Origin of the sequence: Sphaerisporangium melleum, assembly GCF_014646695.1 — a bacterium.
Classification (GTDB): domain Bacteria; phylum Actinomycetota; class Actinomycetes; order Streptosporangiales; family Streptosporangiaceae; genus Sphaerisporangium; species Sphaerisporangium melleum.
The window spans coordinates 124,742-146,006 of the sequence record NZ_BMNT01000016.1 but is presented as its reverse complement, the minus strand read 5'-3'; the positions used below and the strand labels follow the sequence as shown (position 1 = coordinate 146,006).

The following is a 21,265-nucleotide window of genomic DNA, read 5'->3' as shown; positions in this document are numbered from 1 at the left end:
ATCCTCGAAGGGCGACGATGAGCATTTCGGAGATCGACCTGGTGCGTGTCCCCGGCCTTGCCCCATCGGGCCCGCAGAGCCCGCAGAGCCCGCAGAGCCCGGTGAGCCCGGTGAGCCCGGAGAGCCCGCGGAGCCCGGAGAGCCCGCGGAGCGAGGCGTCGGCGGAGCCGCTCACCATGCGAGCGCTCCGGGAAGGCGGCCTCAGGCTGAAGGACCGCATCATCCGGGGGCGTCCGGAGGCCGTGGAGCGGCAGCACCGGCTGGGCAAGCGGACCGCGCGCGAACGCCTGGAGTCGCTGCTCGACGAGAACTCGTTCGTCGAGATCGAGATGTACCGCCGTGGCACGGCACCCGGGCGGCCGTACACCGACGGTGTGGTCGCGGGCTCCGGGACGGTGTACGGCCGCCGGGTGTTCGTCTACGCGCAGGATTTCACCATCGCCGGCGGTTCCCTCGGCGCCGCCCACGCCGCGAAGATCCACAAAGTGATGGACCTGGCTCTCGCCACCGGCTGCCCGATCGTCGCGCTCAACGACAGCGGCGGGGCGCGCATCCAGGAGGGCGCCATGGCCCTCGACGGGTACGGCGGGATCTTCCGCCGCCAGGTGGAGGCCTCCGGGGTGATCCCGCAGATCAGCATCGTCCTCGGCCCGTGCGCCGGCGGGGCGGCCTACTCCCCGGCGCTGGCCGACTTCACCTTCATGGTCCGCGGGACCGCGCAGATGTACCTGACCGGGCCCGACGTGGTCGAGTCGGTCACCGGTGAGCGGGTGACCCACGCGGAGCTGGGCGGCGCGGACGTGCACGCCGAGCGTTCGGGGGTCGCCTCCTTCGTGTACGACGACGAGGAGGGCTGCCTGGAGGACGTCCGATTCCTGCTGTCGCTGCTGCCCGGCAACAACCTCGAGCCCGCTCCGGTGGTCCCGGTGGCCGAGGAGGACGATCTGCGGCCCGCACTGGCCGAGATCGTTCCGGTGGAGGCGAGCCGGCCCTACGACATGCGGGAGGTCATCGCCGAGATCGTCGACGACGGCGAGTATCTGGAAGTGCACGAGCGCTGGGCGCCCAACGTGCTGTGCGGATTCGGCCGGCTCCACGGCGAGGTCGTCGGCGTCGTCGGAAACCAGCCCATGGTCCTGGCGGGCGTGCTGGACAGCACGGCGTCCCAGAAGGCGGCACGGTTCGTGCGGTTCTGCGACTCGTTCGGCATCCCGCTGGTGACGCTGGTGGACGTCCCGGGGTTCCTGCCGGGCACCGAGCAGGAGCACGGCGGCGGGATCCGGCACGGTGCCAAGCTGCTGTACGCCTACTGCGAGGCCACGGTGCCCCGCGTCCAGGTCATCATCAGGAAGGCCTACGGCGGTGCGTACATCGTGATGGACTCGCGTTCCATCGGCTGCGACCTGTCGCTGGCCTGGCCCACCAACCAGGTGGCGGTCATGGGGGCGGACGCGGCGGTCAACGTGGTGCACCGCAGGGAACTCGCGGCGGCGGCCGACCCCGACGGCCTGCGCGCCGAGCTGGTCGCCCGGTACACCGAAGAGCTGATGCACCCCTACTACGCGGCCGAGCGGGGCCTGGTCGACGAGGTGATCGACCCCGGGCACACCCGGGCCGCGGTGGCGCGCGGTCTGGCGATGCTGCGCGGCAAGCGCGCCCGCGCCGTGGCGCGCAGGCACGGCAACGTCCCGTTGTGAACGCTCCTCACGTGGTGCGGCCACGCCCCCGGGCCAGGTGCTCCGCGCCTTCGCGCGGATCCGCCGCAGGGGAGCCGTACATCGAGCGCGTCCTGATGAGCGCGATCAGCGGTGACACCGCGGATAACTCCACTTCCGCGAGGTTCGCCGTCCGCGCCATCCGGACGGCGGACCGGAGCCGTCCATCGGCGGCCTCCAGCGCGCACTTGGCCGCCGCGTGACGGCCGGCGCGCACCAGGGCCGCCGCCGTCCGGTGCGGATCGGCGAGCGGACCGGCGGCCCACAGGTGGTGGGCGACGCGCTCGGCGACGGAGTCGCCGGCGAGTTCGGTCGGCTCGAGCGCGTCGGCGACGCGGAGGTGAAGCCGCCTCGCCCGTCCCGGAGGCATGGTCCGGCAGACCGACTCGCGGACCAGATCGTGGGAGAAGCGGAACGAGAACGGGTCTCCGGGAGCGGGTCCGAGCAGGCCGAGCGCTTCCACGGGCTCCAGGCGATCAAGGCAGCTCTGCACGTCGACACCGGCGACACCGGCGAGCAGGCCGAGGTCCACGTCCCGGCCGATCAGCGCGGCGATCTGGAGCAGGTCCCTGGCGTGGTCGTCGAGCGCGGTCATCCGGGCGCAGACGACGTCGCGCACGGTGGAGGGCACTTCCGCCCGCGCCACGGCGTCCTCGGTGACCACGCCGCTGTCGGCGAACAGCCGGGCCAGCTCCCGGACGAAGAACGGGTTTCCGGCGGTGCGTGCGCAGATGGTGCGGACGGCGCCCTGGCCCGGGGTCAGCCCGGTCTCCCGGCGGACCAGCTCGGCCACCTCGGCCGGGCCGAGAGGGCCGAGCCGGATGCGATAGTGGCCGGGCACCCGGCTGGCCGCGGCGAGCGTCCGCGCCAGCGCCTCGCCGGGCACGGGTGCGCGGTCGCGCAGACCTCCGACGATCACGGTGCCGCCCGGCAGCCGGGCCGCCAGGTGACCGAACAGGTGCAGCGACGCGATGTCGGCCCACTGGAGGTCGTCGATCACGAGCACCAGCGGCCGCTGCGCCGCGGCCTGGCCGATGGCGTCGACGGCCGCTTCGAACAGGCGGAACCGCGCTCCACCGCCGGCGGGTGCCGATCCGCCGGGCAGCTCGCCGTCCGGATCCAGCAGGGCGCCGAGCTCGCCGGTGAGCCACTGGTGCCGCGCCACGCCGGGCGAGTCGTCCAGCACCGTGCCGATCACCTCCACCCACGGCCACATCGAGGGTGTTCCCTCGCCCTCCAGGCAGTGGCCCCAGACGACGCGGGCCCCGCGCCGATCGGCCTCGGCGGCGAGCTCCTCCAGCAGACGGGTCTTGCCGATCCCCGGTTCGCCCTCCAGGACGATGATCCCGCCGCCGCCGGTGAAGGCGGGCTCGATCGCCTGCCGCAGCACCGTCAGCTCCCCGGCCCGGCCGACCATGCCACCCGCGGGCGAGGCGCCGGGCCCGGTGGCGGGCCGGGGCGGCGAGGACGGGCGTCCGGCCGGCCGGTGCGGGGTCACGGCCCCGCCCGCCGTCAGGCTCTGGTCCAGCACCCGCCGGTGCGCGGCGATCAGGGCCGGGCCGGGGTCGACGCCGAGTTCCCCGGCCAGGCGGGCGTGGACCGCGCGGAACACCGACAGTGCCTCGGCCTGCTGCCCGGCGGCGCCCAGGGCGGAGATGAGGCTCGCCTGCACCGGCTCGTGCAGCGGCGCCATCGTGGCGGCCAGTTGCAAGGACGGCAGCACCCGCTCCGGCCGGCCCATCGGTACCGCGAGGCCGGCCGCCGCCGTGCAGACCTCGAAGAACCTGTCGTCCAGCCTGGTGAAGATCGACGTCGAGGCCGATCCCTGGTGCAGGCCGCCGCCCGCCGGCCCCTGCCACAGGCCCAGGGCCTCCACGTAACGGTCGAGGGCCACCTCGTGGCGATCCTGCGCCAGGGCGACCTCGGCGGCCTCGGTGAGGTCCCGGAACACGACGAGGTCCAGTGTCCCGGTGCCTGCGGTGAACAGGTAGCCGTTGCCGCGCCGCAGCAGGTGGGAGCCGGGATCCCGCGCCGAGAGCGTGGGCTCCAGCAGCCGCCGCAACGAGCCGATGTACTTGTGGATGACATTGAGGGCGCTGACCGGCGGGTCGTCGTCCCAGATGAGGTCGATCAGCTCGCCGGTGCTGAGCGGCCGTCCCTCCCGCGCCAGGAGCAGGGCCAGCAGAAAGGCCTGCTGCCGGGGGCCGGCGTTCAGCTCGGCCCCGTCCCGCCAGAGCCGCAACGGGCCGAGGATCTGGAAGAGCAGGGAGCCTCCCGAAGCCGAGCGGTCCTCGCCACCGCCGCCGATGGGAAGGATGGGCGAAGCCACGCGTGTGATCACCTTGGAATGTCGAGACGGCCTGCGGATCAGTGGATCAGGCCAGTAAAGCCGAGTGTGAAGCCGGGAGGTACCGCGATCCTGTTCGATCAGTGCCCATTCCCCGTGACTTCCCGCCGCCCGGGCGGCGCGTCCCGCCCGGCGCGGAGACGCGCGGGGACGATCTAGCCCGCGTCCGGGTGCATCCTGCGCAGTTCGGCCGCCACGTTGTGCGCGTCGACGTAGGCGCGCGGTGTGACGCCGAAGCGGTTGCGGAACTCCTTGATGAAGTGCGAGACGCTCGCGTAGCCCACCTGGCGGGACGCCTCGGCGACCCCCATCCCGCGGTCGACGAGCAGCTCACGCCCCCGGTCCAGCCGGTACTCCTTGAGGAACCGATAGGGCGTGCGGCCGGTGACCTCGCGGAACAGGGCGGAGAACGCCGATGGGCTGAGCGCCGCCTGCCTGGCCAGGTCGTTGACCGTCAGCGGCTCCGCGTAGTGCGCTCGGGCGAACGTCAGCGCGGCGGAGATCGTGTCGTGCGAGACCTGCCTGGCCGCGATGTGCAGCATCCGGGCGAACTGCTCGCGGCGCAGCACGCGGTAGACCATCTCCTCGACGCACATCGGCGCCAGCACCCGCCGGTCGGCCTGGCTGTCGAGTGACCGCAGGAACCGCAGGACCGCCGCCATCAGCTCCGGATCGAGCGGAGAGACGACGCACCGGTCGGCCCCCTCCTGCTCGGCGACGGCGGCGGAGGTGGCCGAGCGCCGGCCGAGCATGTCGGTGGAGACCTTCCGCACCAGCGCGGGGTCGATCTCCAGGACGAAGGACAGGAACGGCTCGCAGGGGCCGGCCTGCAGCACTTCGGCCTGGAAGTGCAGGTTGCTGCCGAGCACCAGGTAGTGGAACGGGTCGTAGACGTAGCGCGCGCCGTCCACGATCACGGCCTTGCTGCCCTGCGCGACGATCCCGAGGGACAGCGACCGGATCTCCTCCCAGGCGGGCGCCGTCGGCTCGATGTAGCGGTAGAGGGTCAGGCCGGGCCAGCCGCCGTCGTTGCCGCCGATCTCGCGCGCGCGGGCCTCCAGCGCCGAGACGAGATCAGCCGAGCTCACCCGGTGTTCGATCTCCGAGGCCGACATCATGAACCCTTCCTGCGGTCGCTCATGTCGATGGTCGCATCTTGTGGTCCCGGGTGCCGCGCGGAGCCCGTGCAGCCATCTGGGCGACAGCGTGCCGGTCTCCCGGCACCGGGCCGGTACGCCGGTTCCGATGCTGGCCGTCGTGGCGGGACCGGCCCCGGTACGCGCAGACCGGCGCCGGTCCTGCGGGATCTCGCGCGGGAAAGGCCACGGTCAGGGCTGGTGGTTGCTCCTGAACGGGTGCGCCGCCCGCGGCCGCCTGCCGCGCCGCGGCACCTCTCCCGCCGAGGACGCCCGGGTGATCGTCCTTGACCGCCGCCCGGGAGCCGGCATGGTCATGCGGCGGCCGCCGTCGCCTGGACCGGCCGCGGCGGCGCCACCCGGGGGACGGTGACGGCGAAGACGAGGAGACCGGCGACGGTCAGCACCAGGCCCGCCCAGGCCGTCGAGAGCGTCCCGAGGCCCGCCGCCAGAGTGATCGAGCCGCCGACGGCTCCGAGCGCGTTGGCCAGGTTGAGCGACGCGAGGTTGAGCGCGCCCATCAGGGTAGGCGCCTCGGGAGCGTACGTGGTGAGCAGCACCTGGATCGTGGGGATGGCGAGCATCATCGTCGCGCCGACCCCGAAGAGGGCGGGCATCAGCAGCCAGGTCATCTCACCCGCCGTGGCGATCGCGACGAGGAACAGCAGGACGCTCCCGTAGCCGAGGACCAGGCCGCGGTGGGCGTAGCGGTCGGCGAGGCGGCCACCGGCCTGGTTCCCCACCGCCATGCCCACGCCGAACACGGCGAGCGCCACGGGGATCAGCGACTCGCCGGCCCGCGCCGCGTCCGTGATGTACGGACCGATGAAGGTGTAGACCGCGAAGATGCTGGAGATGCCGAGGGCGGCCACGACCATGATCACCCATACCATGGGGCGGCGCAGGGCTCCCAGTTCCTGGGCGATGGGCCCGCCGTCCAGGGCCGTGGTGCTCGGCACCCAGAAGAGGATGGCCGCGCCGGCGAGCAGGCCGATCGCCGTGACCACGACGTACAGCGCCTGCCAGCCGGCCTGCTGGCCGACGAAGGTGCCGAGGGGGGAGCCGACGATCGTGGCGATCGTCAGGCCGGCCATGACGGTCGCGAAGGCCCTCCCGCCCTTGCCCGGGCCGTAGACGTAGGCGGCGACGACGGCGCCGGCGCCGAAGTAGGCGCCCTGGACGGTGCCGGTGACGAACCGGGCCGCGAGCAGCATGCCGAAGTTCGCCGACAGCGCCGACAGCAGGTTGCCGGCGAGGAAGAGCAGGATGAGCGCCAGAAGCAGCTTCTTGCGGTTCGCCCGGGCCGCCATGATCGTGATGACCGGCGACCCGATCATGACGCCGACCGCGTAGGCGGTCACGGCGTACGTCGCCTGCGGCAGCGAGATGTCCAGATCGGCGGCGAAGAGCTGGATGATGCCGTTGCTACCGAATTCGCCGGTGCCGATGGCGAAGGTGCCGAGTGCGAGGGCGAGCAGGGCGAGTCTCCGGTTCCCGGCGTCGCGGTCTGGCGTGTGGCGCGCTTCCTCGGCTTCGCACTGAGCTCGATAGGCGCTGCTGAGCAAGAGGGACCTCTTTTCCGTTTCTTTCCGGTGCGGAGCGTGGTGGAGAGACCAGTGGCCTCGACGCGCGAGCGTGCCGCCGGCGACTTCGCGGCGTTTTGTGAAGGTACGCGGTGCCACTTGACGAACACTGGACTCTTCGTGGATCGCCGATCCGGCCTGCCCCTACCCGGGCGAGCCGGCGCACCCGGCGGGCACCGGCGCGTTCACTCCCGGTGCAGAGGGCCTTCCCGCCTCGGCCCGGGAACCGCCGAAAAATGCGGCCCTGACGCGGTGGCGGGCGGCGGCCCTGCGAGGATCGCGGTGGTCGTCTCCGGTGGCGGCCCGGTGCGGTGCGAAGGGCATGTGCCACGCCGGTACGACGGCTAGGCTCTCCCGGTGATCGATCTCCGGCGGGTCCAGGACCTGTGGCGGCGGGGCGGCGCCGCGGTCCGGCGCTGCGCGCGCGAGCCGTGGCCGGGCCTCGGCCACCTCCCGCCGGAGTTCCCCGGCACCGATCGGCCCGGCGTGATCGTGCGGGCCGTCACCGGCGGGTGCGGCTGGACCGGGAGCCGGTCGTGAGCGGGCCGCTGCGGGTGCTGGTCTGCGACGACCAGGCGCTGATCCGCACCGGGTTCGCGACGATCATCGACGCCCAGCCCGACCTGGAGGTGGTGGGCGAGTGCGGGGACGGTCGCGCCGCGGTCGACCTCGCCCACCGGCTGGACCCGGACATCGTGGTGATGGACGTGCGGATGCCGGTGCTCGACGGCATCGCGGCCACCCGCCTGCTGGCGGGCGCCGGGGTGGCCCATCCCGTCAAGGTGCTCGTGGTGACGACGTTCAACCTGGACGAGTACGTGTACGAGGCGCTGCGGGCGGGGGCGAGCGGCTTCCTGCTCAAGGACGCCCCGCCGGCGCAGCTGCTGAACGGCATCCGCACGGTCGCCTCGGGTGCCGCGCTGCTGGCGCCCGAGGTGACCCGGCAGCTCGTCGGCAGGTACGCGGCGCGGATCCGTCCTGCCGAGAGCGTGCCGGGGGACGCGGGGCTGACCCCGCGCGAGCTGGAGGTGCTGCGCCTCATCGCCGACGGGCTGTCCAACGGCGAGATCGCGGCGGCCTTGGTGATCAGCCAGGAGACCGTCAAGACGTACGTGTCGCGCATCCTCACCAAGCTCGGCCTGCGCGACCGCGTGCAGGTGGTGGTGTACGCCTACCGCAGGGGCCTGGTGACCTGAGCGGCGGTTCGGCGCGTGGTGGGGCCGTCGTTCCTCATCCCGCCGTCTTCACGGCGGAGGTCCGTCGCCGGGCGAGCAGTGCGGCGCCGGCGGCGTTCAGGCCGGCGACCCAGATCAGGAGCACGGCGAGCCACTGGCCCCAGGCGGCCGCGCTCATCCGGCCGGAGAGCAGGTTCACGACGGTGGCGTACGGGGTGAAGGCCTGGAGAGGGCGCAGGACCTCGACGGTGCCCAGCGCCCACCACAGGCCGGCCGGCGCGAGGCTGGCGACGAACGCGACGGCGGGCGAGCGCAGCAGCAGCCCGAGCCCGATGCCGATGAGCTGGGCGACGACCTGTACCAGCACGCCGCCGATCAGGACGACCGGAGCGCCGCGCCAGGGGTCCGGAGCGGTGGCCGGGACCAGGGCGAGTGCGATGGCGCAGACGGCGGATCCGAAGGCGCCGATCAGGGCGGCCGGCACCGCGGCCGCCGCCATGGTGGGGGCGAGCGGGGGCGTGCCGGGCAGCCGGCGCAGGTCACCGGCCAGCAGGATGCCGATCAGCGGGACCGTGACCGACATCAGGCTCTGCACGGGTAACACGAGGGCGGCGAGCGTGATGTCGGCGGGTGGCGCCGCCGCGACGATCGCCACCGCGGGCAGCAGGCCCAGCAGCAGGGTGATCGCGATCAGCAGCCGCCGGGGCGTGGTGCCGGCGGCTCGCCGGATCGCCACCGGGAAGGGCCGGGAGCCGGCGCCGGCCGGGCCGTCGTGCAGGGAGGGAAGCGTCATGGGCCGTCCTTTCCTTGTGACCCTCCATCATCACGGTCGCCTCCGGCGACGTCAGCGGCCGGGGCCCGCTCCGGCGGCGAGCGAGCCGCGGCGTTCTCCCGCCGTGCGCACTGTTCCCGGGCTTGCGTGGACCCGTACCGGCATGACGAGCCGGGGCCCGCGGCGCGGCCTCCTGGGATGACGAGGTCGCTCATGTTCCGCCGGACGAGGTTCCGCGCAGACGCACGGCGTGATTCCGATATAACCTACTAATTAACTGGATATTTTGAGACGCCCGATCCGGCCCCGGTCACCCCGGTGAGAGCCGGGCACGTCACGCTTGGTCCTTGGGCGGCGAACACAGTGAAGAAGGAAAGGAAGGGGAGAGGCGGATGCCGAACGTGCCGTGCGAGCAGGTGGAGGGACACGGGGGCGCTTCGCTCGCCGAGCCGGGCGAACAGGACGGGGAGCGGGCCGGGCACGGCCGCGAAGCCGTGCGCGAGAGGGCCGGGGAGCCGGCCGCCGGCGATCGTCCGCTGGACAATCCCGCCTGGTGGTCGCTGAACGGCGGGCACGCGCGTTTCGCGGAACGGCGCGGCAGGGTGGTGCGCTACCCGGTGGACGTCGCCCCGTTCCTCGCGCTGCCCGACGAGCCGGCCCAGGAGGACTGGGACGACCTCGCCGCGCTCGCCGGACCCGGGGCCCAGGTCGTGATCCCCGGCCTGCGGAGCGAGCCGCCGCGCGGATGGGAAGTGGTGATGCGCCTGCCGGGCGTCCAGCTGACCGGTGAGGACGTCGCCGGCGCGTACGACGGCGAGCTGGTCCGGCTGGGGCCGGGCGACGTGCCGGAGATGCTGGACCTGGTCAGCCGCACCGAGCCGGGCCCCTACCTTCCCCGCACGATCGAGATGGGCGCCTACCTGGGCGTCCGTCATGACGGCCGGCTGGTGGCGATGGCCGGTGAGCGGTTGCGGCCGCCGGGCTGGACCGAGATCAGCGCCGTCTGCACCGACCCGGCCTTCCGCGGCCGGGGCCTGGCGAGCCGGCTGGTGCTCGCCGTCGCGGCCGGGATCCGGGAACGCGGGGAGACGCCGTTCCTGCACACCGTGGCGACCAACGCCACCGCGATCCGGTTGTACGAGTTCCTTGGTTTCCGGCTGCGGCGCCAGGTGATGTTCGCCGCCGTGCGGGTGCCCGCCGGTACGCCGGTCGGGTGAGGCCGGCGCACACGTGCGCCGCCCTCCTCCGGGCGGACGGCCCACACCGTCGCCCGGAGGAGGGGCGGTCCTTGCGATGCCGCGACAGGCCTCGCCACGGCCGGGATCCGGCGGCGGTGCGCTCATGCGGCGCCGGAGGAGGCGCTCGCCCGCCCCCCTCCGGCGCCGTCATCCGATGGGCTAGCCGCTGGTCCGCGGCAGGCCGGGCGGGTTGAGCAGGGACTCGGGCACGGCCTCGTTCGCAAGGCCCCACCGCTTGAGCACCTCGGCGTACGTGCCGTTCTCGATGACGACGTTCAGCGCGTCGCGGACCGGCTCGGCCACCCCGCTGCCCTTCTTGGTCATGGCCGCGATCAGGCCCTGCAACGTCGGGCCGGCTCCGGAGAGCGTGCCGACGATCTTGGTGTCCCCGCTGACGGCCGCATGATAGGCGGCGGTGGGGTTGGGCCCGAAGTACGCGTCGACCCGCCCGGACTTCAGCGCCAGGTAGGTGTCGGAGGCCTGCTTGTAGTACTGCACCTGGATGGGCTTCAGGCCCTTCGCCCGATTCTGCCGGTCCCCGTCCAGCAGGATCTTCTCCTGGTTGGTCCCCGAGCCCACCGACACGTTCAGCCCGGCGATGTCGGCCGGTGCGGAGATCGCGGTGATCTTGCTGTCCTTGGGCACCTCCCAGGCGAGCTGGTCCAGCCGGTAGGTCAGCAGCGGGACGCGGGTCAGGCGCATCAGGGCGAGGAGCGTTCCCAGCACGAAGCCGAGGACGATGCCGAGCGCGGTGAGCTCGACGGTGAACAGCACCGCGTCGACCACCGAGGGGTGGAACAGGTACCGGCGCACCACGGGCCAGTCCCAGGCCGGGTTGGTGACCAGCGCGTTGACGGCCATGGCCAGCAGCACCAGGACCACGGCGGTCGCGGCCCAGCGCCAGGGATGGCGTGCCTGCACCACCCGCAGCGTCTCGGGCGTGGCGTCGTCCGCGGCGGTCTTGTCGAGGACCGGGGCCGCGCTCACGGTGTCTCCTCGCCGGCGGAGGTGTTCTCGTCCGCAATGGGGGGTGCAGGCATGGGTCAGCCCTTCCGGCCGCCGCGGTTCTGCGCGGGCGCGCCGTCGTCGTCACTGGAGAGGGTCTTCGGTGGGGCCGGGTGCCGCCGGAGATCGACGTGCGGGCGAGCCACGGAAGCTCGCCGCTCGTGGCGTCGAGCCGACCGGGCCCGTCAGGTGGCCGACCTGTTGCGCGGGGAGATCGTGCACGGCCGGCTGCCCAGAGGGCGGCTCCCGCTGGAGGCGGTGCTCGCCCGCGAGTTCGGCGCGTCCCGCAACACCGTGCGCGAGGCGCTCGGCCCGCTGCGGGACGAGGGCCTGGTCGAGAGGTGCCCCGGGGTCGGCACCACGGTGTCGGGCGAGAAGTATCCGCACGCCCAAGGTGCGCAGGGCGGCCATCGCCACGCTCACCGAGACCGTCCCCGCCGGCACGGCCACGGCGCTGGTCGCCGCGCTCGCCGACCCGCACGGCACCGTGCGCGCCGCGGCCGGCCTGCGGGAGCTGGTGGAGGTCCTGCCCGCCACTGCGGGCCTGGCCGGAGGGCTGGCCCGGCTGGCGGGCAGCCCGGACGCGGTGGTCCGCGCCACGGCCCTGGACGTCCGCAAGGCCGCCGTCCTGGCCCTGTCCGGGTGGGCCCAGCCGACTCCGACGCCCACGTCCGCGCCTACGCCCGCCGCGCGCTGGCGGTCTGACCGCGGATCCGGCCACCTGTGCCACGCGGAAATCCCCATTGAGGAAAGTTTCATTGCGAGATAAGTGTCGCCTTCGCGCTGCGGCGGCACAGAGGAGCAGGTCAGAGGCGGTTCCGCCGCGATCGGTGTGGCCTGCCGGGCCGCGCGGCCGTGGCCGGGTCCGTTGACTAGGGGTGCCCCCGAGCCGATTCTGGGGTGGGAGCTTTCCCCGTCACCGCCGCCGGCAGCGGAGGGCGGGGTGGGCGAACCCTCACATCGGTCCAGGACGGGATATCAGAGGACCAACGGAAAGGCAGGCGGTCAGGCGCCTGCGCACCGAACTTCCCGTTCTCGCGGGGGGACGGCACCGGTGACGCGTGTGTGCGCGGCATAGGGGTCGTTCCGAGGCAGACCGCGGGAACCACTCCCCACCCCGGCCGTCCGGCCGCGTCATCGCACGGCGTGCACGGCGCGCATGACCCCATGCCCTGTGAGCCCGCGGCGCGGCGGCCAAGAGACCAAGAGGTGAGAAATGAACGTCGACAGGTTCGCCGGACCGGTGCTCTCGCTGTTCCGCGTGGTGACGGGTCTGCTGTTCATGTTCCACGGCCTTTCGTCGGTCTTCGGCGTCTTCGGCGGCAGCCGGGGCACCGGGCAGGCCATCCCGTTCGGCGCCTGGCCCGGATGGTGGGCCGCGATCATCCAGCTCATCTTCGGCACGCTCGTCGTCCTGGGGTTGTTCACCCGGGTGAGCGCGCTGCTCTCGTCGGGCTCCATGGCCTACGCGTACTTCGTCGTGCACCAGCCGCAGGCCCTGCTGCCGCTGAACAACGGAGGGGAGATGGCCGCGCTGTTCTGCTGGTCGTTCTTCCTCGTCGCGGTCTTCGGCCCGGGCGTCTGGGCGCTCGACACCCTCATCCAGCGCCGGCGAAGCGCGGAGGGAGGGGAGTACGCCCCAAGGCGTGGCCTGGTGCGCGGGGTCGCCGCGGTGCTCCAGCCCCGAACCCGCTGATCTCCGCGCCGGACGCGAGCCCGCCGGCGACGCGAGGGCGTCGCCGGCGGGAGTACGGGGGCCCGCCCTCAGGTGCGACCCGGGGGCGGGTCGTCTCGTCCGGCCTCCGGGGCCTGTGGCGCCGTCGTCCGCAGGGTCTCCCGATGGCGGCGGTACTCATCGTCGTCGATCTCGCCTTCGGCGAACCTCCGGAACAGCCGGTCCTCCTCGCGGGACCGGCCGCGGGGGAGAAGCTCCTCGAACGGGTCGTGCAGCATGACCTTGACGCCTCCGGCGACGGCGGCGCACAGCAGGACGAAGCTGAAGGCCGCGAGCGCGATCGCCGAGTTGTCCAGCACGAGACCGTACAGGGACATCTGTGTGATCATCTCTTTCCTTCGGCGCAGAGCGGCGGCGTGTGTGACCGCCGCGAGGGGTCGCCCCCGGGGCGCACGGCCTTGCGGGGCGGGTGCCGGCCGGGACACCGCCGCGATCGTCCGCCGCCGGGTCAGGGGCGGATCGGCGAGCACCTGCGGAGCCCGATATGCCGGCCGGTTCTGGCATGCCCTCATCGTGCTGCACCCCGCGCCGGCCTGCCAGGACGAGCGTCGCCTGGGAGTGACACACCCCCCCACCGGCCCCGGGACCGCCGTAGGCTGGGAGGGCATGGCCTCCTCCGCCCCGGACGGTGGACCGGCGCGGCGCATCCGCGCGATCAGGTGGCCGGCCCGCCCGGGCGGCCGGGACCCACGTCAGGCGCGGCTTGCGGCCTCGGTGCGCGCCGCGCCGAACCAGCGCGACAGCGCGGCGCGCAGCCCTGCGCTCTCCGCCCCGCCCGGGCCGCTGAGGTCCGACGGGGCCGGGGCGCTCGTGGCCCAGGCCACGTAGCAGTCGGGGCGCAGCAGCAGCCCGGTGACCGGCTCCTGCGCGTCCCCGGCCACCGGCCCGGCGAGCCGGGCGTGCACGATGTCCACCCGGTCGTGCCACGCCGTGGCCTGCGCCGCCCATGATCCGTCCTCGGTCAGGTCCAGCAGCAGTGGCCGGGCGCTGGTGGTCAGGTCGGCCAGCCGCACCGGCCCCGCCTCGGTGACCAGCGACAGATCGGGAGCCCATGCCCCGGCCTGCGGACGCCCTGCCCCGGGCGCACCGCCGCCCGGCACCGCCCCATCGCCCGAGGCGGCGCCGGCGCCGGCGGGGGAGGCGCCGTCCATGGCGTAGCGGACGTCGGCGCCGGCCATGGTCGCGGCGATGTGCCGTGCGTTGGCCGGGTCGCGCAGCAACTCGGCGAACAGCTCCCGCAGCGCGGTTACCTCGGGCCCCGGCGCGGTCAGCGCCGACTGCGCCTGGGTGTGCATCACCACCCGCCGCGCGACCGGGCGGCGTTCGGTCTCGTAGGTGTCCAGCAGCCCGGGCGGCGCGAAGCCGCGCACCTCGGCGGCGAGCTTCCAGCCCAGGTTGACCGCGTCCTGCAGGCCGAGGTTCAGCCCGGGCCCGCCGATCGCGCTGTGCACGTGCGCGGCGTCGCCGAGCAGCAGCACCCGGCGGTCACGGAACCGGTCGGCCAGGCGCGTGTTGCCGCCGGTCAGCCGGCGCCTCAGGTGCGGACCCTCGCCCTCGGGCGGGGCGAGCGGCAGGTCGGCGCCGAGCACGCGGCGGACGCTCTCGCGCAGTTCGTCGATGGTCGGTCCGGACCCGTCCCCGGTGGCGGCCGGCTCCCGTTCGGCCGTGCTCACCATCGTCCCGGTGGGGAAGGGGGCGAAGACGAACAGGCCGCGCTCGGTGCGGTGGTGCATGAACGGCGGGATCAGGCCGTAGCCGGGAACGTTCAGCCCGCCGGTCGCCGGGTCCACCAGCTCGGCGGGCACGGTCACGTGCATGGTGCGGCTGACGGAGTCGTCACGGGAGACGCCGGGGAAGCCGATGCCCGACAGCTTGCGCACGACGCTGCGCCCGCCGTCCGCGCCGACCAGGTAGCGGGCGCGCAGGCGGTAGCCGCCCTCCGGCCCGGTCACCTCGGCGGTGACCCCGTCGCCGTCCTGCGCCAGCCCGGTCAGTTCGTGCCCGCGGCGGATCTCCACGCCGAGCTCGGCGGCCCGTTCCTCCAGCACCTGCTCGACGCGGCGCTGCGGCACCATCAGCCCGTACAACGGGTTGTCCTCCGTCGCGACGGCCCGCAGGTCCAGGGGGAGCGCGCCGAACACGAAGAACGGCTGGGGCCGCGGCGGCCCCGGCTCGCCGGCGAGCCGCTCGTACAACCCGCGCCGGTCGAGCATGCGCACCACCTGGCCCACCAGGCCGTTGGCGCGGCTCTCGCCGGTGCGTGCGGGCAGGCGCTCCAGCACCAGCGGGCGCACGCCGGCCAGGCTCAGCTCGCAGGCGAGCATGAGGCCGTTCGGGCCCGCGCCGATGATGACGACGTCAGCGGTCATGTCGGTTCTCCTCAAGGCTTAAGAAGGGCATGGCGAGATGAGCCGGCGGCGCCCCAGCGGAGGGCGTGCGCGGCGGGCGGCCACCGGGATGGGCAGGGGTGACCCGCGGCCGGACCGCAAAGGGCGGAGCCGCGTGGCGGGGCGACATCGGTGATCGAGGGCACGCGCCTGGAGCGTCGCCCGGGGTGGGTGACGGCGCGCGGGGATGGAGCGATGGCCGCGGGTCAGGCGGGTGGCGACCCCGGGGCGGGCAGGCCCGCGGCGACCTGCCGGAGGGCGTCGCGGAGCAGCGGCATCATCGGGACCGGCGGATCGCTGCGCATCCAGTGGTCCATGGCGACGGTGATCGCCGCCCCGACCGCCGCCGCCACCAGGCGGGGGTACAGGTCCCGGGCCGGATCGGTGCCCGTGCGGTCGGCGACCGCCGCGGCGAGCTCGGCCTCGGCGGTCGCGGCGGCCCGGTGGAACTCGCCCTGCAGCGCCGGTTCGGCGAGCATGAGCCGCAGGCCGGAGACCCACTCCTGGTGGGACACCCCCCGGAGGCCGGCACCTTCCGGCAACCCGGTGCCCTCCTGCAGTGCGGTGCCCTCCTCCAGGGCGAAGCGGGCCAGCGCCGCGTTGGTGATCGCCTCCCACAGTGGTTCGGACGCCGGGCGGGCGCGGAACTCCTCCGCGATGAGCCGGTAGCGGTCGAGGTGCCGTGAGACGACCGCCTCCGCCTTGCCGGAGAAGTAGTTGTTGAACGTCCGGGGCGACACTCCGGCCTCGGCGGCGATGTCCTCCACCCGGACCGCGTCCCACCCCCGTTCGACGACGAGCCGGATGGCGGCCCAGCCCAGCGCGATGCGCGTCTGCCGCTTCTTGCGCTCGCGCAGGCCGACTCGCTCGTCCGTTCCGCTGTCCACGCCCCAACCCTAGCAATACTTGCGCGATACGAAAAGATGCGCATCCCGCAAATTTCTCACCGAGAGCCGCGGGTGGTGATGGTGTGGGGGTGCTCTGGGTTGAGTTCTTAGGTTAGGCAAAGCTAAGTTAAAGCGGTCGGCCGGTCGGGCCGGCGCGTCGCAGTCGGGAAAGACCTGGAAGGGGCGACCCATGTCCGTCGGCACCGAGCCCGTCGCGGATCCCCAAGCCGCGGATGTGCCCGCGTACCGGGCCTTCCACGTGCGGGTGCGGCGGGTGAGCAGGATCAGCCCGAGCTTCACGCGCGTCACCCTGGCCGGTGACGATCTGCGGTTCTTCGCCGACCGCGGGCTCGACCAGCGGATCAACCTGATCTTCCCGCACCCCGAGCACGGATACCCGGTCTTCCCCGAGCAGGACGACTGGTACCTGAGGTGGCGGGCGATGCCGCCGGAGCGCCGCAACCCCCTGCGCACCTACACCGCGGGCGCCGTACGCCACGGCGCCCGCGAGCTCGACGTGGAGTTCGTGCTGCACGGCGCCACCGGCCCGGCCTCCCGATGGGCGGAGACGGCGCGGCCCGGCGACCCGCTCGTGGTGATCGGCCCGGACGCCCGGCACCGCGGCGAGGCGGGCGGCCGCGAATGGTCCCCGCCGCCGGACGCGACGCGCCTGCTGCTCGCGGGGGACGAGACCGCCGTCCCGGCCATCCGCGCCATCGCCGAGTCACTCCCCGCGCACGTGTACGCCGAGGTGATCCTGGAGGTGCCCGACCACGCGGACGGCAGGCCCCTGCTCGTCCCGCCCGGGGTCCGGGTCACCTGGCTGCCCCGCCGAGGCCCGGGCGTCCCCGGGCACGGCCACGGTGAGCGGCTGTCCGCCGCGGTCCGCGAGGCCGCCTCCCGCCTGGTCGCCGGCGGCCGGAGAGCCCGCGGGCCGGAAGGGGCGGAGGAGCGGCCCGCCGGCCGGCTTGAGGACGTCGACGTCGACGCCGAGATCCTCTGGGAGGTTCCGGACGCCGGGAGCGCGGCGGCCCAGCGCGGCTTCTACGCCTGGCTCGCGGGCGAGGCGGGCGTGGTCAAGCTGCTGCGCCGCCACCTGGTCGGCGACCTCGGCGTCGACCGCGGAGCCGTCGCGTTCATGGGCTACTGGCGCCTCGGCCGCTCCGACATCGGCTGACGTCCGGCCGCGGCCGTACCGCACGAAGATCGTGACCAAGGAGAGGAACGCCCGATGCGGGTCGTCATGTTCGGCTTCCAGACGTGGGGCCATCGCACGCTGCAGGCGCTGCTGGACTCCGAGCACGAGGTGGCGCTGGTGGTCACCCACCCCAAGAGCGACCACGCGTACGAGAGGATCTGGGACGACTCGGTCGCCGACCTGGCCGCCAAGCACGACGTGCCGGTGCTGCTGCGCACCCGTCCGGGCGATGAGGAACTCGCGGCCGCGCTCCGCGACGCGGCGCCGGACATCATCGTCGCCAACAACTGGCGCACCTGGCTGCCGCCGTCGATCTTCGACCTCCCGCCGCACGGCACGCTGAACGTCCACGACTCGCTGCTGCCGGCGTACGCGGGCTTCTCGCCGCTCATCTGGGCCCTCATCAACGGGGAGGAACAGGTCGGTGTCACCGCCCACCGCATGAACGCCGAGCTGGACGCGGGCGACATCGTGCTCCAGCGGGCCGTGCCGGTGGGGCCGCACGACACCGCGACCGACCTGTTCCACAAGACGGTCGCCCTGATCGGCCCCATCGTGCGCGACGCTCTCGGCCTCATCGCCTCGGGCCGCGCCGAGTGGGTTCCCCAAGATCGATCCAAGGCCCGCTTCTTCCACAAGCGCTCCATCGAGGACGGCCGCATCGACTGGACCTGGCCGGCCGAGGACCTGGAGCGGCTGGTGCGCGCGCAGTCCGACCCCTATCCCAGCGCCTTCACCTACCACCGGGGCGAGCGCATCGGCATCGTGTCGGCCGCGGTGTCCGAGGCCTGCTACGGCGGCACCCCCGGGCGGATCTTCATCCGCGAGGGGGACGGCGTGGTCGTCGTCAGCGGCGCGGACGCGCGTACCGGACGCCGGCGCGGGCTGGTCGTCCGGCGGTTGCGCACCGAGGACGGCGCCGAGCACGCGGCCACCGACTACTTCCGCGTGATGGGCGGCTACCTCACCGCCCGGCCCTGAGGACGCGGCCTACCGGGCCGCCTCCACGCCCGCGGGGCTGTGGTGGCGGCCCATGGGGACGATCAGCGGGGTGCCGCTGACCGGGTCCGTCATGACCTGGCAGCGCAGGCCGAAGATGTCCCGCACGGCCTCGGCGGTGATGACCTCGGCCGGCGCGCCCTCGGCGACGATGCGGCCGGACTTCATGGCGATGACGTGGTCGGCGTACCGGCACGCCTGGTTGAGGTCGTGCAGGACCATCACGATGGTCCGGTTCTCCCGCCGGTTGAGATCGATGATGAGGTCCAGGACGTCGATCTGGTGCGCCAGGTCCAGGTAGGTCGTCGGCTCGTCGAGCAGCAGCACCGGGGTGTCCTGGGCGACGGCCATGGCGATCCAGGCGCGCTGGCGCTGGCCGCCGGACAGCTCGTCCACCGCGCGGTCGGCGAGGCCGGCCATTCCGGTGGCGGCCAGCGCGCCGTGCACGGCCTCCTCGTCGGCCCTCGACCACTGCCGCCACCACGTCTGGTGCGGCGAGCGGCCGCGGTTGACCAGGTCCAGGACGGTCAGTCCCTCCGGTGCGACCGGTGACTGCGGCAGGATGCCGAGCCGCCGGGCCAGTTCCCTGGTCGGGATCGACTGCAGCGCGCGGCCGTCGAGCCGGACGGCCCCGCCGCGCGGCGCGAGCAGCCGCGCGAGGGCCCGCAGCAGGGTGGACTTGCCGCAGGCGTTCGCGCCGATGATGGCGGTGACGCGGCCGGGCGGGACGGCCACGTCCAGGCCGTCCACGATCAGCCGTTCGTCGTAGGCGAGGCGCAGCCCGCTCGCCCGCAGGTCAGGGTGGGTGGTCGGCACGGTTTCAGCCTCCTGAGCCGGCGCGGTCGGCGCGGATGAGCAACCAGAGAAGGACCGGCGCGCCCAGCACGCCGGTGACGATCCCGACCGGCAGCTCCGTGCTGGGGAGCAGCTCGCGTGCCAGGAGATCGGAGGACAGGACGACCAGCGCGCCGGTCAGCCCCGAGGCCACCGGCGGCGGCCAGGCGGTGCGGGCGAGCCGCTGCGCGATCTGCGGGGCGGCGAGCGCCGCGAAGACGATCGGCCCGGCCGCCGCGGTGGCGAACGCGACCAGCCCGACCCCGGTGAGCAGCAGCGCGAGCCGGACCCGTTGCACAGGGGTGCCGAGACCGGCGGCCACGTCGTCGCCGAGCTGCAGGGTGCGCGTCAGGCGGCCCAGCGCCAGCGCGACCGGCACCAGCACCGCCATGGCGAGGGCGAGCGGGCCCACCTGGTCCCAGCCGCGGCCGTTGAGGTTGCCCACCAGCCAGCCGAGGGCGGCCTGCGCCTGGAACCGCCCGCCCTTGGCGACCAGGTAGTCGGTGGCGCTGGTGCAGATCCACGACACGCCGATGCCGACCAGGACGAGGCGGTGACCGGTGGTGCCCCGGCGCCAGGCCAGCACGTAGACGAGCAGGCCGGTGGCGAGCGCGCCGAGGAGCCCCAGCGCCTGCGGGCCGGGCCCGGCGTCCCACCCCAGCACGATGCCCGCGACGACGGCCACGCCGGCGCCCTGGGTGAGCCCGATCATGTCCGGGCTGGCCAGCGGGTTGCGGGTCATGGTCTGGAAGACCGCGCCCGACACGCCGAAGGCGACGCCGGCCAGCGCCCCGATCAGGGCGCGCGGCAGCCGCAGTCCGCGGACGACCAGCAGCGTGCCGGGGTCCCCGTATCCGGCGAGCGCCCCGGCGACCGAGGGAAGGCCGATCGGGTAGTCGCCGATCGACACGCCCCAGCACAGGACCAGGAAGGCGGCGACGGTGAGGAAGGCGCACACGGCGAGCAGGCGGGGACGCAGGACGCCGGAGACGGGCGGCACGGCCAGCCGGAACGTGCGGTGCCCGGCGGGCGGGGCCGCGGCGGACGGAGGGGCGGGGGAGGGGGATGCCATGGTCATACTTCCGCGAGGTGGCGCCGGCGGACCAGGGCGATGAAGAACGGGCCGCCGATGAAGGCGATGAGGACGCCGGCCTGGATCTCGGCCGGCCGGGCGGCGACCCGGCCGATGATGTCCGCGGCCAGCACCAGGCAGGGCGCGAGCACCGCCGACAGCGGCAGCAGCAGGCGGTGGTCGGGGCCGAGCCCGGCCTGCCGCGCGAGGATCCGGGCGATGTGCGGCACCACGAGCCCGACGAAGACGACCGGGCCGATGACCGCCACGGCCGCGCCGGTGAGCAGCGTGACGGCGAGGGCGCCCTGGAGGCGGACCAGCCCGAGCCGCCGCCCCAGCGAGGCGGCCACGTCGTCGCCGAGGGCCAGGCTGTTGAGCGCGGGCGCGCAGGCCAGTGCCAGCACCGTGCCGAGCGCGATGAACGGCAGCACGCGCAGCACGGTGGCCGCGTCCTGGTCGGCGAGCGAGCCGGCCGACCAGAAGCGGTAGCGGTTCAGCGCGTCCGGGTCGGTCAGGACGACGGCGTTGGTGAGCGAGAACAGCAGTGCGCTCACCGCCACCCCGGACAGGGCCAGCTTGACCGGGGTGAGGCCCGAACGGCCGAGCCCGCCGAGCAGGTAGGCCAGGACGCCGGCGACGAGCGCGCCGGCGAACGCGAACCAGATGTAGCCGTACAGCGACCCCACTCCGAAGAACGCGACCGAGACCACGATCGCGAAGGCCGCGCCGGCGCTGACGCCGAGCAGTCCGGGGTCGGCGAGCGGGTTGCGGGTCAGCGCCTGCATGAGCGCGCCGGACAGCCCGAGGGCGGCTCCCGCGGTCAGGCCGAGCGCGGTGCGCGGGACGCGGACCGACCAGACCACGTTCTCGACGAGCCGGTCGGGCGGGTGCCCGAGCAGTGCCCGCACGACCTGGTCGAGGGGGAGGCTGCGGGCGCCCAGGGCGATGGACAGCAGGCACAGCGCGACGAGGGTGACGGCGAGCAGCCCCGCGAGGGCGGCGAAGCGGGACCGCCCCGCGCCGTGCGTCACCGGAGTGCTTCCACGTTCGAGTCCTTCACGGTTAGGTAAGGCGAACCTTAATTGTTGCCCCAGATTGTGGTCGTTTCCTCTGGCGCAGGTCTATCAACTTAGGTAAACCTTACCTTAGTATGTCCGGCGATCACGGCGGTTTGTGCCGGTT

At 73.8% G+C, this 21,265-nt stretch carries 19 protein-coding genes and 1 pseudogene; 9 read left to right on the top strand and 11 right to left on the bottom strand.

Annotation, left to right across the window (positions count from 1 at the left end; translation table 11 throughout):
- Positions 1-17: 17 nt before the first annotated feature.
- The gene (locus tag IEY93_RS16080) at positions 18-1,697 is read left to right on the top strand and encodes an acyl-CoA carboxylase subunit beta (protein WP_189163863.1); all 1,680 of its coding nucleotides are present in this window, start codon (positions 18-20) and stop codon (positions 1,695-1,697) included.
- Between the two features lie 7 nt (positions 1,698-1,704).
- Here the strand turns inward: IEY93_RS16080 and IEY93_RS39355 are convergent, their stop codons facing one another.
- From IEY93_RS39355 to IEY93_RS16065, 3 genes are all read right to left on the bottom strand, one after another.
- A complete protein-coding gene (locus IEY93_RS39355) occupies positions 1,705-4,044 on the bottom strand; it encodes an ATP-binding protein (protein WP_203968621.1) in 2,340 nt (779 codons plus the stop codon).
- A gap of 173 nt (positions 4,045-4,217) precedes the next feature.
- Positions 4,218-5,180 carry an AraC family transcriptional regulator gene (locus tag IEY93_RS16070; protein ID WP_189163862.1) on the bottom strand — a complete coding sequence of 321 codons (963 nt, stop codon included), beginning with the start codon at positions 5,178-5,180 and terminating at the stop codon, positions 4,218-4,220.
- 332 nt (positions 5,181-5,512) lie between these two features.
- Complete coding sequence (locus IEY93_RS16065; RefSeq protein WP_189163861.1) at positions 5,513-6,763, bottom strand: MFS transporter; 1,251 nt, start codon at positions 6,761-6,763, stop codon at positions 5,513-5,515.
- A 375-nt stretch (positions 6,764-7,138) separates the two neighbouring features.
- Between IEY93_RS16065 and IEY93_RS16060 the strand changes: the two genes are divergently transcribed.
- Both IEY93_RS16060 and IEY93_RS16055 read left to right on the top strand, forming a co-directional pair.
- Entirely contained in the window at positions 7,139-7,321 is a 183-nt protein-coding gene (locus IEY93_RS16060) for a hypothetical protein (RefSeq protein WP_189163860.1), read from the top strand.
- Positions 7,318-7,977, top strand: coding sequence for a response regulator (locus IEY93_RS16055; RefSeq protein ID WP_189163859.1), 660 nt, complete (start codon positions 7,318-7,320; stop codon positions 7,975-7,977). Before IEY93_RS16060 ends, IEY93_RS16055 begins: the two co-directional genes overlap by 4 nt.
- Before the next feature lie 34 nt (positions 7,978-8,011).
- Here the strand turns inward: IEY93_RS16055 and IEY93_RS16050 are convergent, their stop codons facing one another.
- Positions 8,012-8,749 (bottom strand): hypothetical protein, encoded by a 738-nt coding sequence (locus IEY93_RS16050; protein ID WP_189163858.1) that lies wholly within the window; start codon positions 8,747-8,749, stop codon positions 8,012-8,014.
- Positions 8,750-9,120: 371 nt separating this feature from the next.
- Here IEY93_RS16050 and IEY93_RS16045 point away from each other — a divergent pair, with 371 nt between their 5' ends.
- Positions 9,121-9,945, top strand: coding sequence for a GNAT family N-acetyltransferase (locus tag IEY93_RS16045; RefSeq protein WP_189163857.1), 825 nt, complete (start codon positions 9,121-9,123; stop codon positions 9,943-9,945).
- 180 nt (positions 9,946-10,125) lie between these two features.
- Here the strand turns inward: IEY93_RS16045 and IEY93_RS16040 are convergent, their stop codons facing one another.
- Complete coding sequence (locus IEY93_RS16040) at positions 10,126-10,953, bottom strand: transporter substrate-binding domain-containing protein (RefSeq protein ID WP_229691177.1); 828 nt, start codon at positions 10,951-10,953, stop codon at positions 10,126-10,128.
- On the opposite strand from IEY93_RS16040, the pseudogene IEY93_RS16035 reads away from it, so the two are divergent.
- From IEY93_RS16035 to IEY93_RS16025, 3 genes and pseudogenes are all read left to right on the top strand, one after another.
- Positions 10,873-11,325, top strand: a pseudogene (locus tag IEY93_RS16035) (winged helix-turn-helix domain-containing protein); the annotation flags it as partial. The gene IEY93_RS16040 and the pseudogene IEY93_RS16035 overlap by 81 nt on opposite strands.
- A gap of 40 nt (positions 11,326-11,365) precedes the next feature.
- Positions 11,366-11,740, top strand: a complete 375-nt coding sequence (locus IEY93_RS16030; RefSeq protein ID WP_189163918.1) for a hypothetical protein — start codon at positions 11,366-11,368, stop codon at positions 11,738-11,740.
- 447 nt (positions 11,741-12,187) lie between these two features.
- Positions 12,188-12,667: a DoxX family protein gene (locus IEY93_RS16025; protein WP_189163856.1), complete on the top strand. Its 480-nt coding sequence runs from the start codon at positions 12,188-12,190 to the stop codon at positions 12,665-12,667.
- Between the two features lie 68 nt (positions 12,668-12,735).
- Here IEY93_RS16025 and IEY93_RS16020 read toward each other — a convergent pair whose 3' ends face one another.
- The 3 genes from IEY93_RS16020 to IEY93_RS16010 all read right to left on the bottom strand — a co-directional run bounded on the left by IEY93_RS16020 (position 12,736) and on the right by IEY93_RS16010 (position 15,980).
- Positions 12,736-13,035, bottom strand: coding sequence for an SHOCT domain-containing protein (locus tag IEY93_RS16020; protein ID WP_189163855.1), 300 nt, complete (start codon positions 13,033-13,035; stop codon positions 12,736-12,738).
- A gap of 363 nt (positions 13,036-13,398) precedes the next feature.
- Positions 13,399-15,075: an FAD-dependent monooxygenase gene (locus IEY93_RS16015; protein ID WP_189163854.1), complete on the bottom strand. Its 1,677-nt coding sequence runs from the start codon at positions 15,073-15,075 to the stop codon at positions 13,399-13,401.
- A gap of 224 nt (positions 15,076-15,299) precedes the next feature.
- The gene (locus IEY93_RS16010; RefSeq protein WP_189163853.1) at positions 15,300-15,980 is read right to left on the bottom strand and encodes a TetR/AcrR family transcriptional regulator; all 681 of its coding nucleotides are present in this window, start codon (positions 15,978-15,980) and stop codon (positions 15,300-15,302) included.
- Positions 15,981-16,170: 190 nt separating this feature from the next.
- Here IEY93_RS16010 and IEY93_RS16005 point away from each other — a divergent pair, with 190 nt between their 5' ends.
- Entirely contained in the window at positions 16,171-17,157 is a 987-nt protein-coding gene (locus IEY93_RS16005) for a siderophore-interacting protein (RefSeq protein WP_189163852.1), read from the top strand.
- A 54-nt stretch (positions 17,158-17,211) separates the two neighbouring features.
- The gene (locus tag IEY93_RS16000) at positions 17,212-18,159 is read left to right on the top strand and encodes a methionyl-tRNA formyltransferase (protein WP_189163851.1); all 948 of its coding nucleotides are present in this window, start codon (positions 17,212-17,214) and stop codon (positions 18,157-18,159) included.
- A 9-nt stretch (positions 18,160-18,168) separates the two neighbouring features.
- On the opposite strand, the gene IEY93_RS15995 is transcribed toward IEY93_RS16000, so the two are convergent.
- Genes IEY93_RS15995 through IEY93_RS15985 form a run of 3 tightly spaced genes read right to left on the bottom strand, consistent with a single transcriptional unit; the run spans position 18,169 to position 21,114 of the window.
- Positions 18,169-18,993: an ABC transporter ATP-binding protein gene (locus tag IEY93_RS15995; protein WP_189163850.1), complete on the bottom strand. Its 825-nt coding sequence runs from the start codon at positions 18,991-18,993 to the stop codon at positions 18,169-18,171.
- A gap of 4 nt (positions 18,994-18,997) precedes the next feature.
- A complete protein-coding gene (locus IEY93_RS15990; RefSeq protein WP_229691176.1) occupies positions 18,998-20,083 on the bottom strand; it encodes a FecCD family ABC transporter permease in 1,086 nt (361 codons plus the stop codon).
- 2 nt (positions 20,084-20,085) lie between these two features.
- Positions 20,086-21,114 carry a FecCD family ABC transporter permease gene (locus IEY93_RS15985; protein ID WP_189163848.1) on the bottom strand — a complete coding sequence of 343 codons (1,029 nt, stop codon included), beginning with the start codon at positions 21,112-21,114 and terminating at the stop codon, positions 20,086-20,088.
- Between the last annotated feature and the right edge of the window lie 151 nt (positions 21,115-21,265).

Excerpts from the sequence above, each read along its gene's own strand:
- IEY93_RS16045 (WP_189163857.1), top strand. The coding sequence starts at position 9,121 with ATGCCGAACGTGCCGTGCGAGCAGGTGGAGGGACACGGGGGCGCTTCG.
- IEY93_RS16000 (WP_189163851.1), top strand. The coding sequence starts at position 17,212 with ATGCGGGTCGTCATGTTCGGCTTCCAGACGTGGGGCCATCGCACGCTG.
- IEY93_RS16080 (WP_189163863.1), top strand. The coding sequence starts at position 18 with ATGAGCATTTCGGAGATCGACCTGGTGCGTGTCCCCGGCCTTGCCCCA.
- IEY93_RS16015 (WP_189163854.1), bottom strand. The coding sequence starts at position 15,075 with ATGACCGCTGACGTCGTCATCATCGGCGCGGGCCCGAACGGCCTCATG.
- IEY93_RS16005 (WP_189163852.1), top strand. The coding sequence starts at position 16,171 with ATGTCCGTCGGCACCGAGCCCGTCGCGGATCCCCAAGCCGCGGATGTG.
- IEY93_RS16070 (WP_189163862.1), bottom strand. The coding sequence starts at position 5,180 with ATGATGTCGGCCTCGGAGATCGAACACCGGGTGAGCTCGGCTGATCTC.
- IEY93_RS16050 (WP_189163858.1), bottom strand. The coding sequence starts at position 8,749 with ATGACGCTTCCCTCCCTGCACGACGGCCCGGCCGGCGCCGGCTCCCGG.
- IEY93_RS16025 (WP_189163856.1), top strand. The coding sequence starts at position 12,188 with ATGAACGTCGACAGGTTCGCCGGACCGGTGCTCTCGCTGTTCCGCGTG.
- IEY93_RS15990 (WP_229691176.1), bottom strand. The coding sequence starts at position 20,083 with ATGGCATCCCCCTCCCCCGCCCCTCCGTCCGCCGCGGCCCCGCCCGCC.
- IEY93_RS16020 (WP_189163855.1), bottom strand. The coding sequence starts at position 13,035 with ATGATCACACAGATGTCCCTGTACGGTCTCGTGCTGGACAACTCGGCG.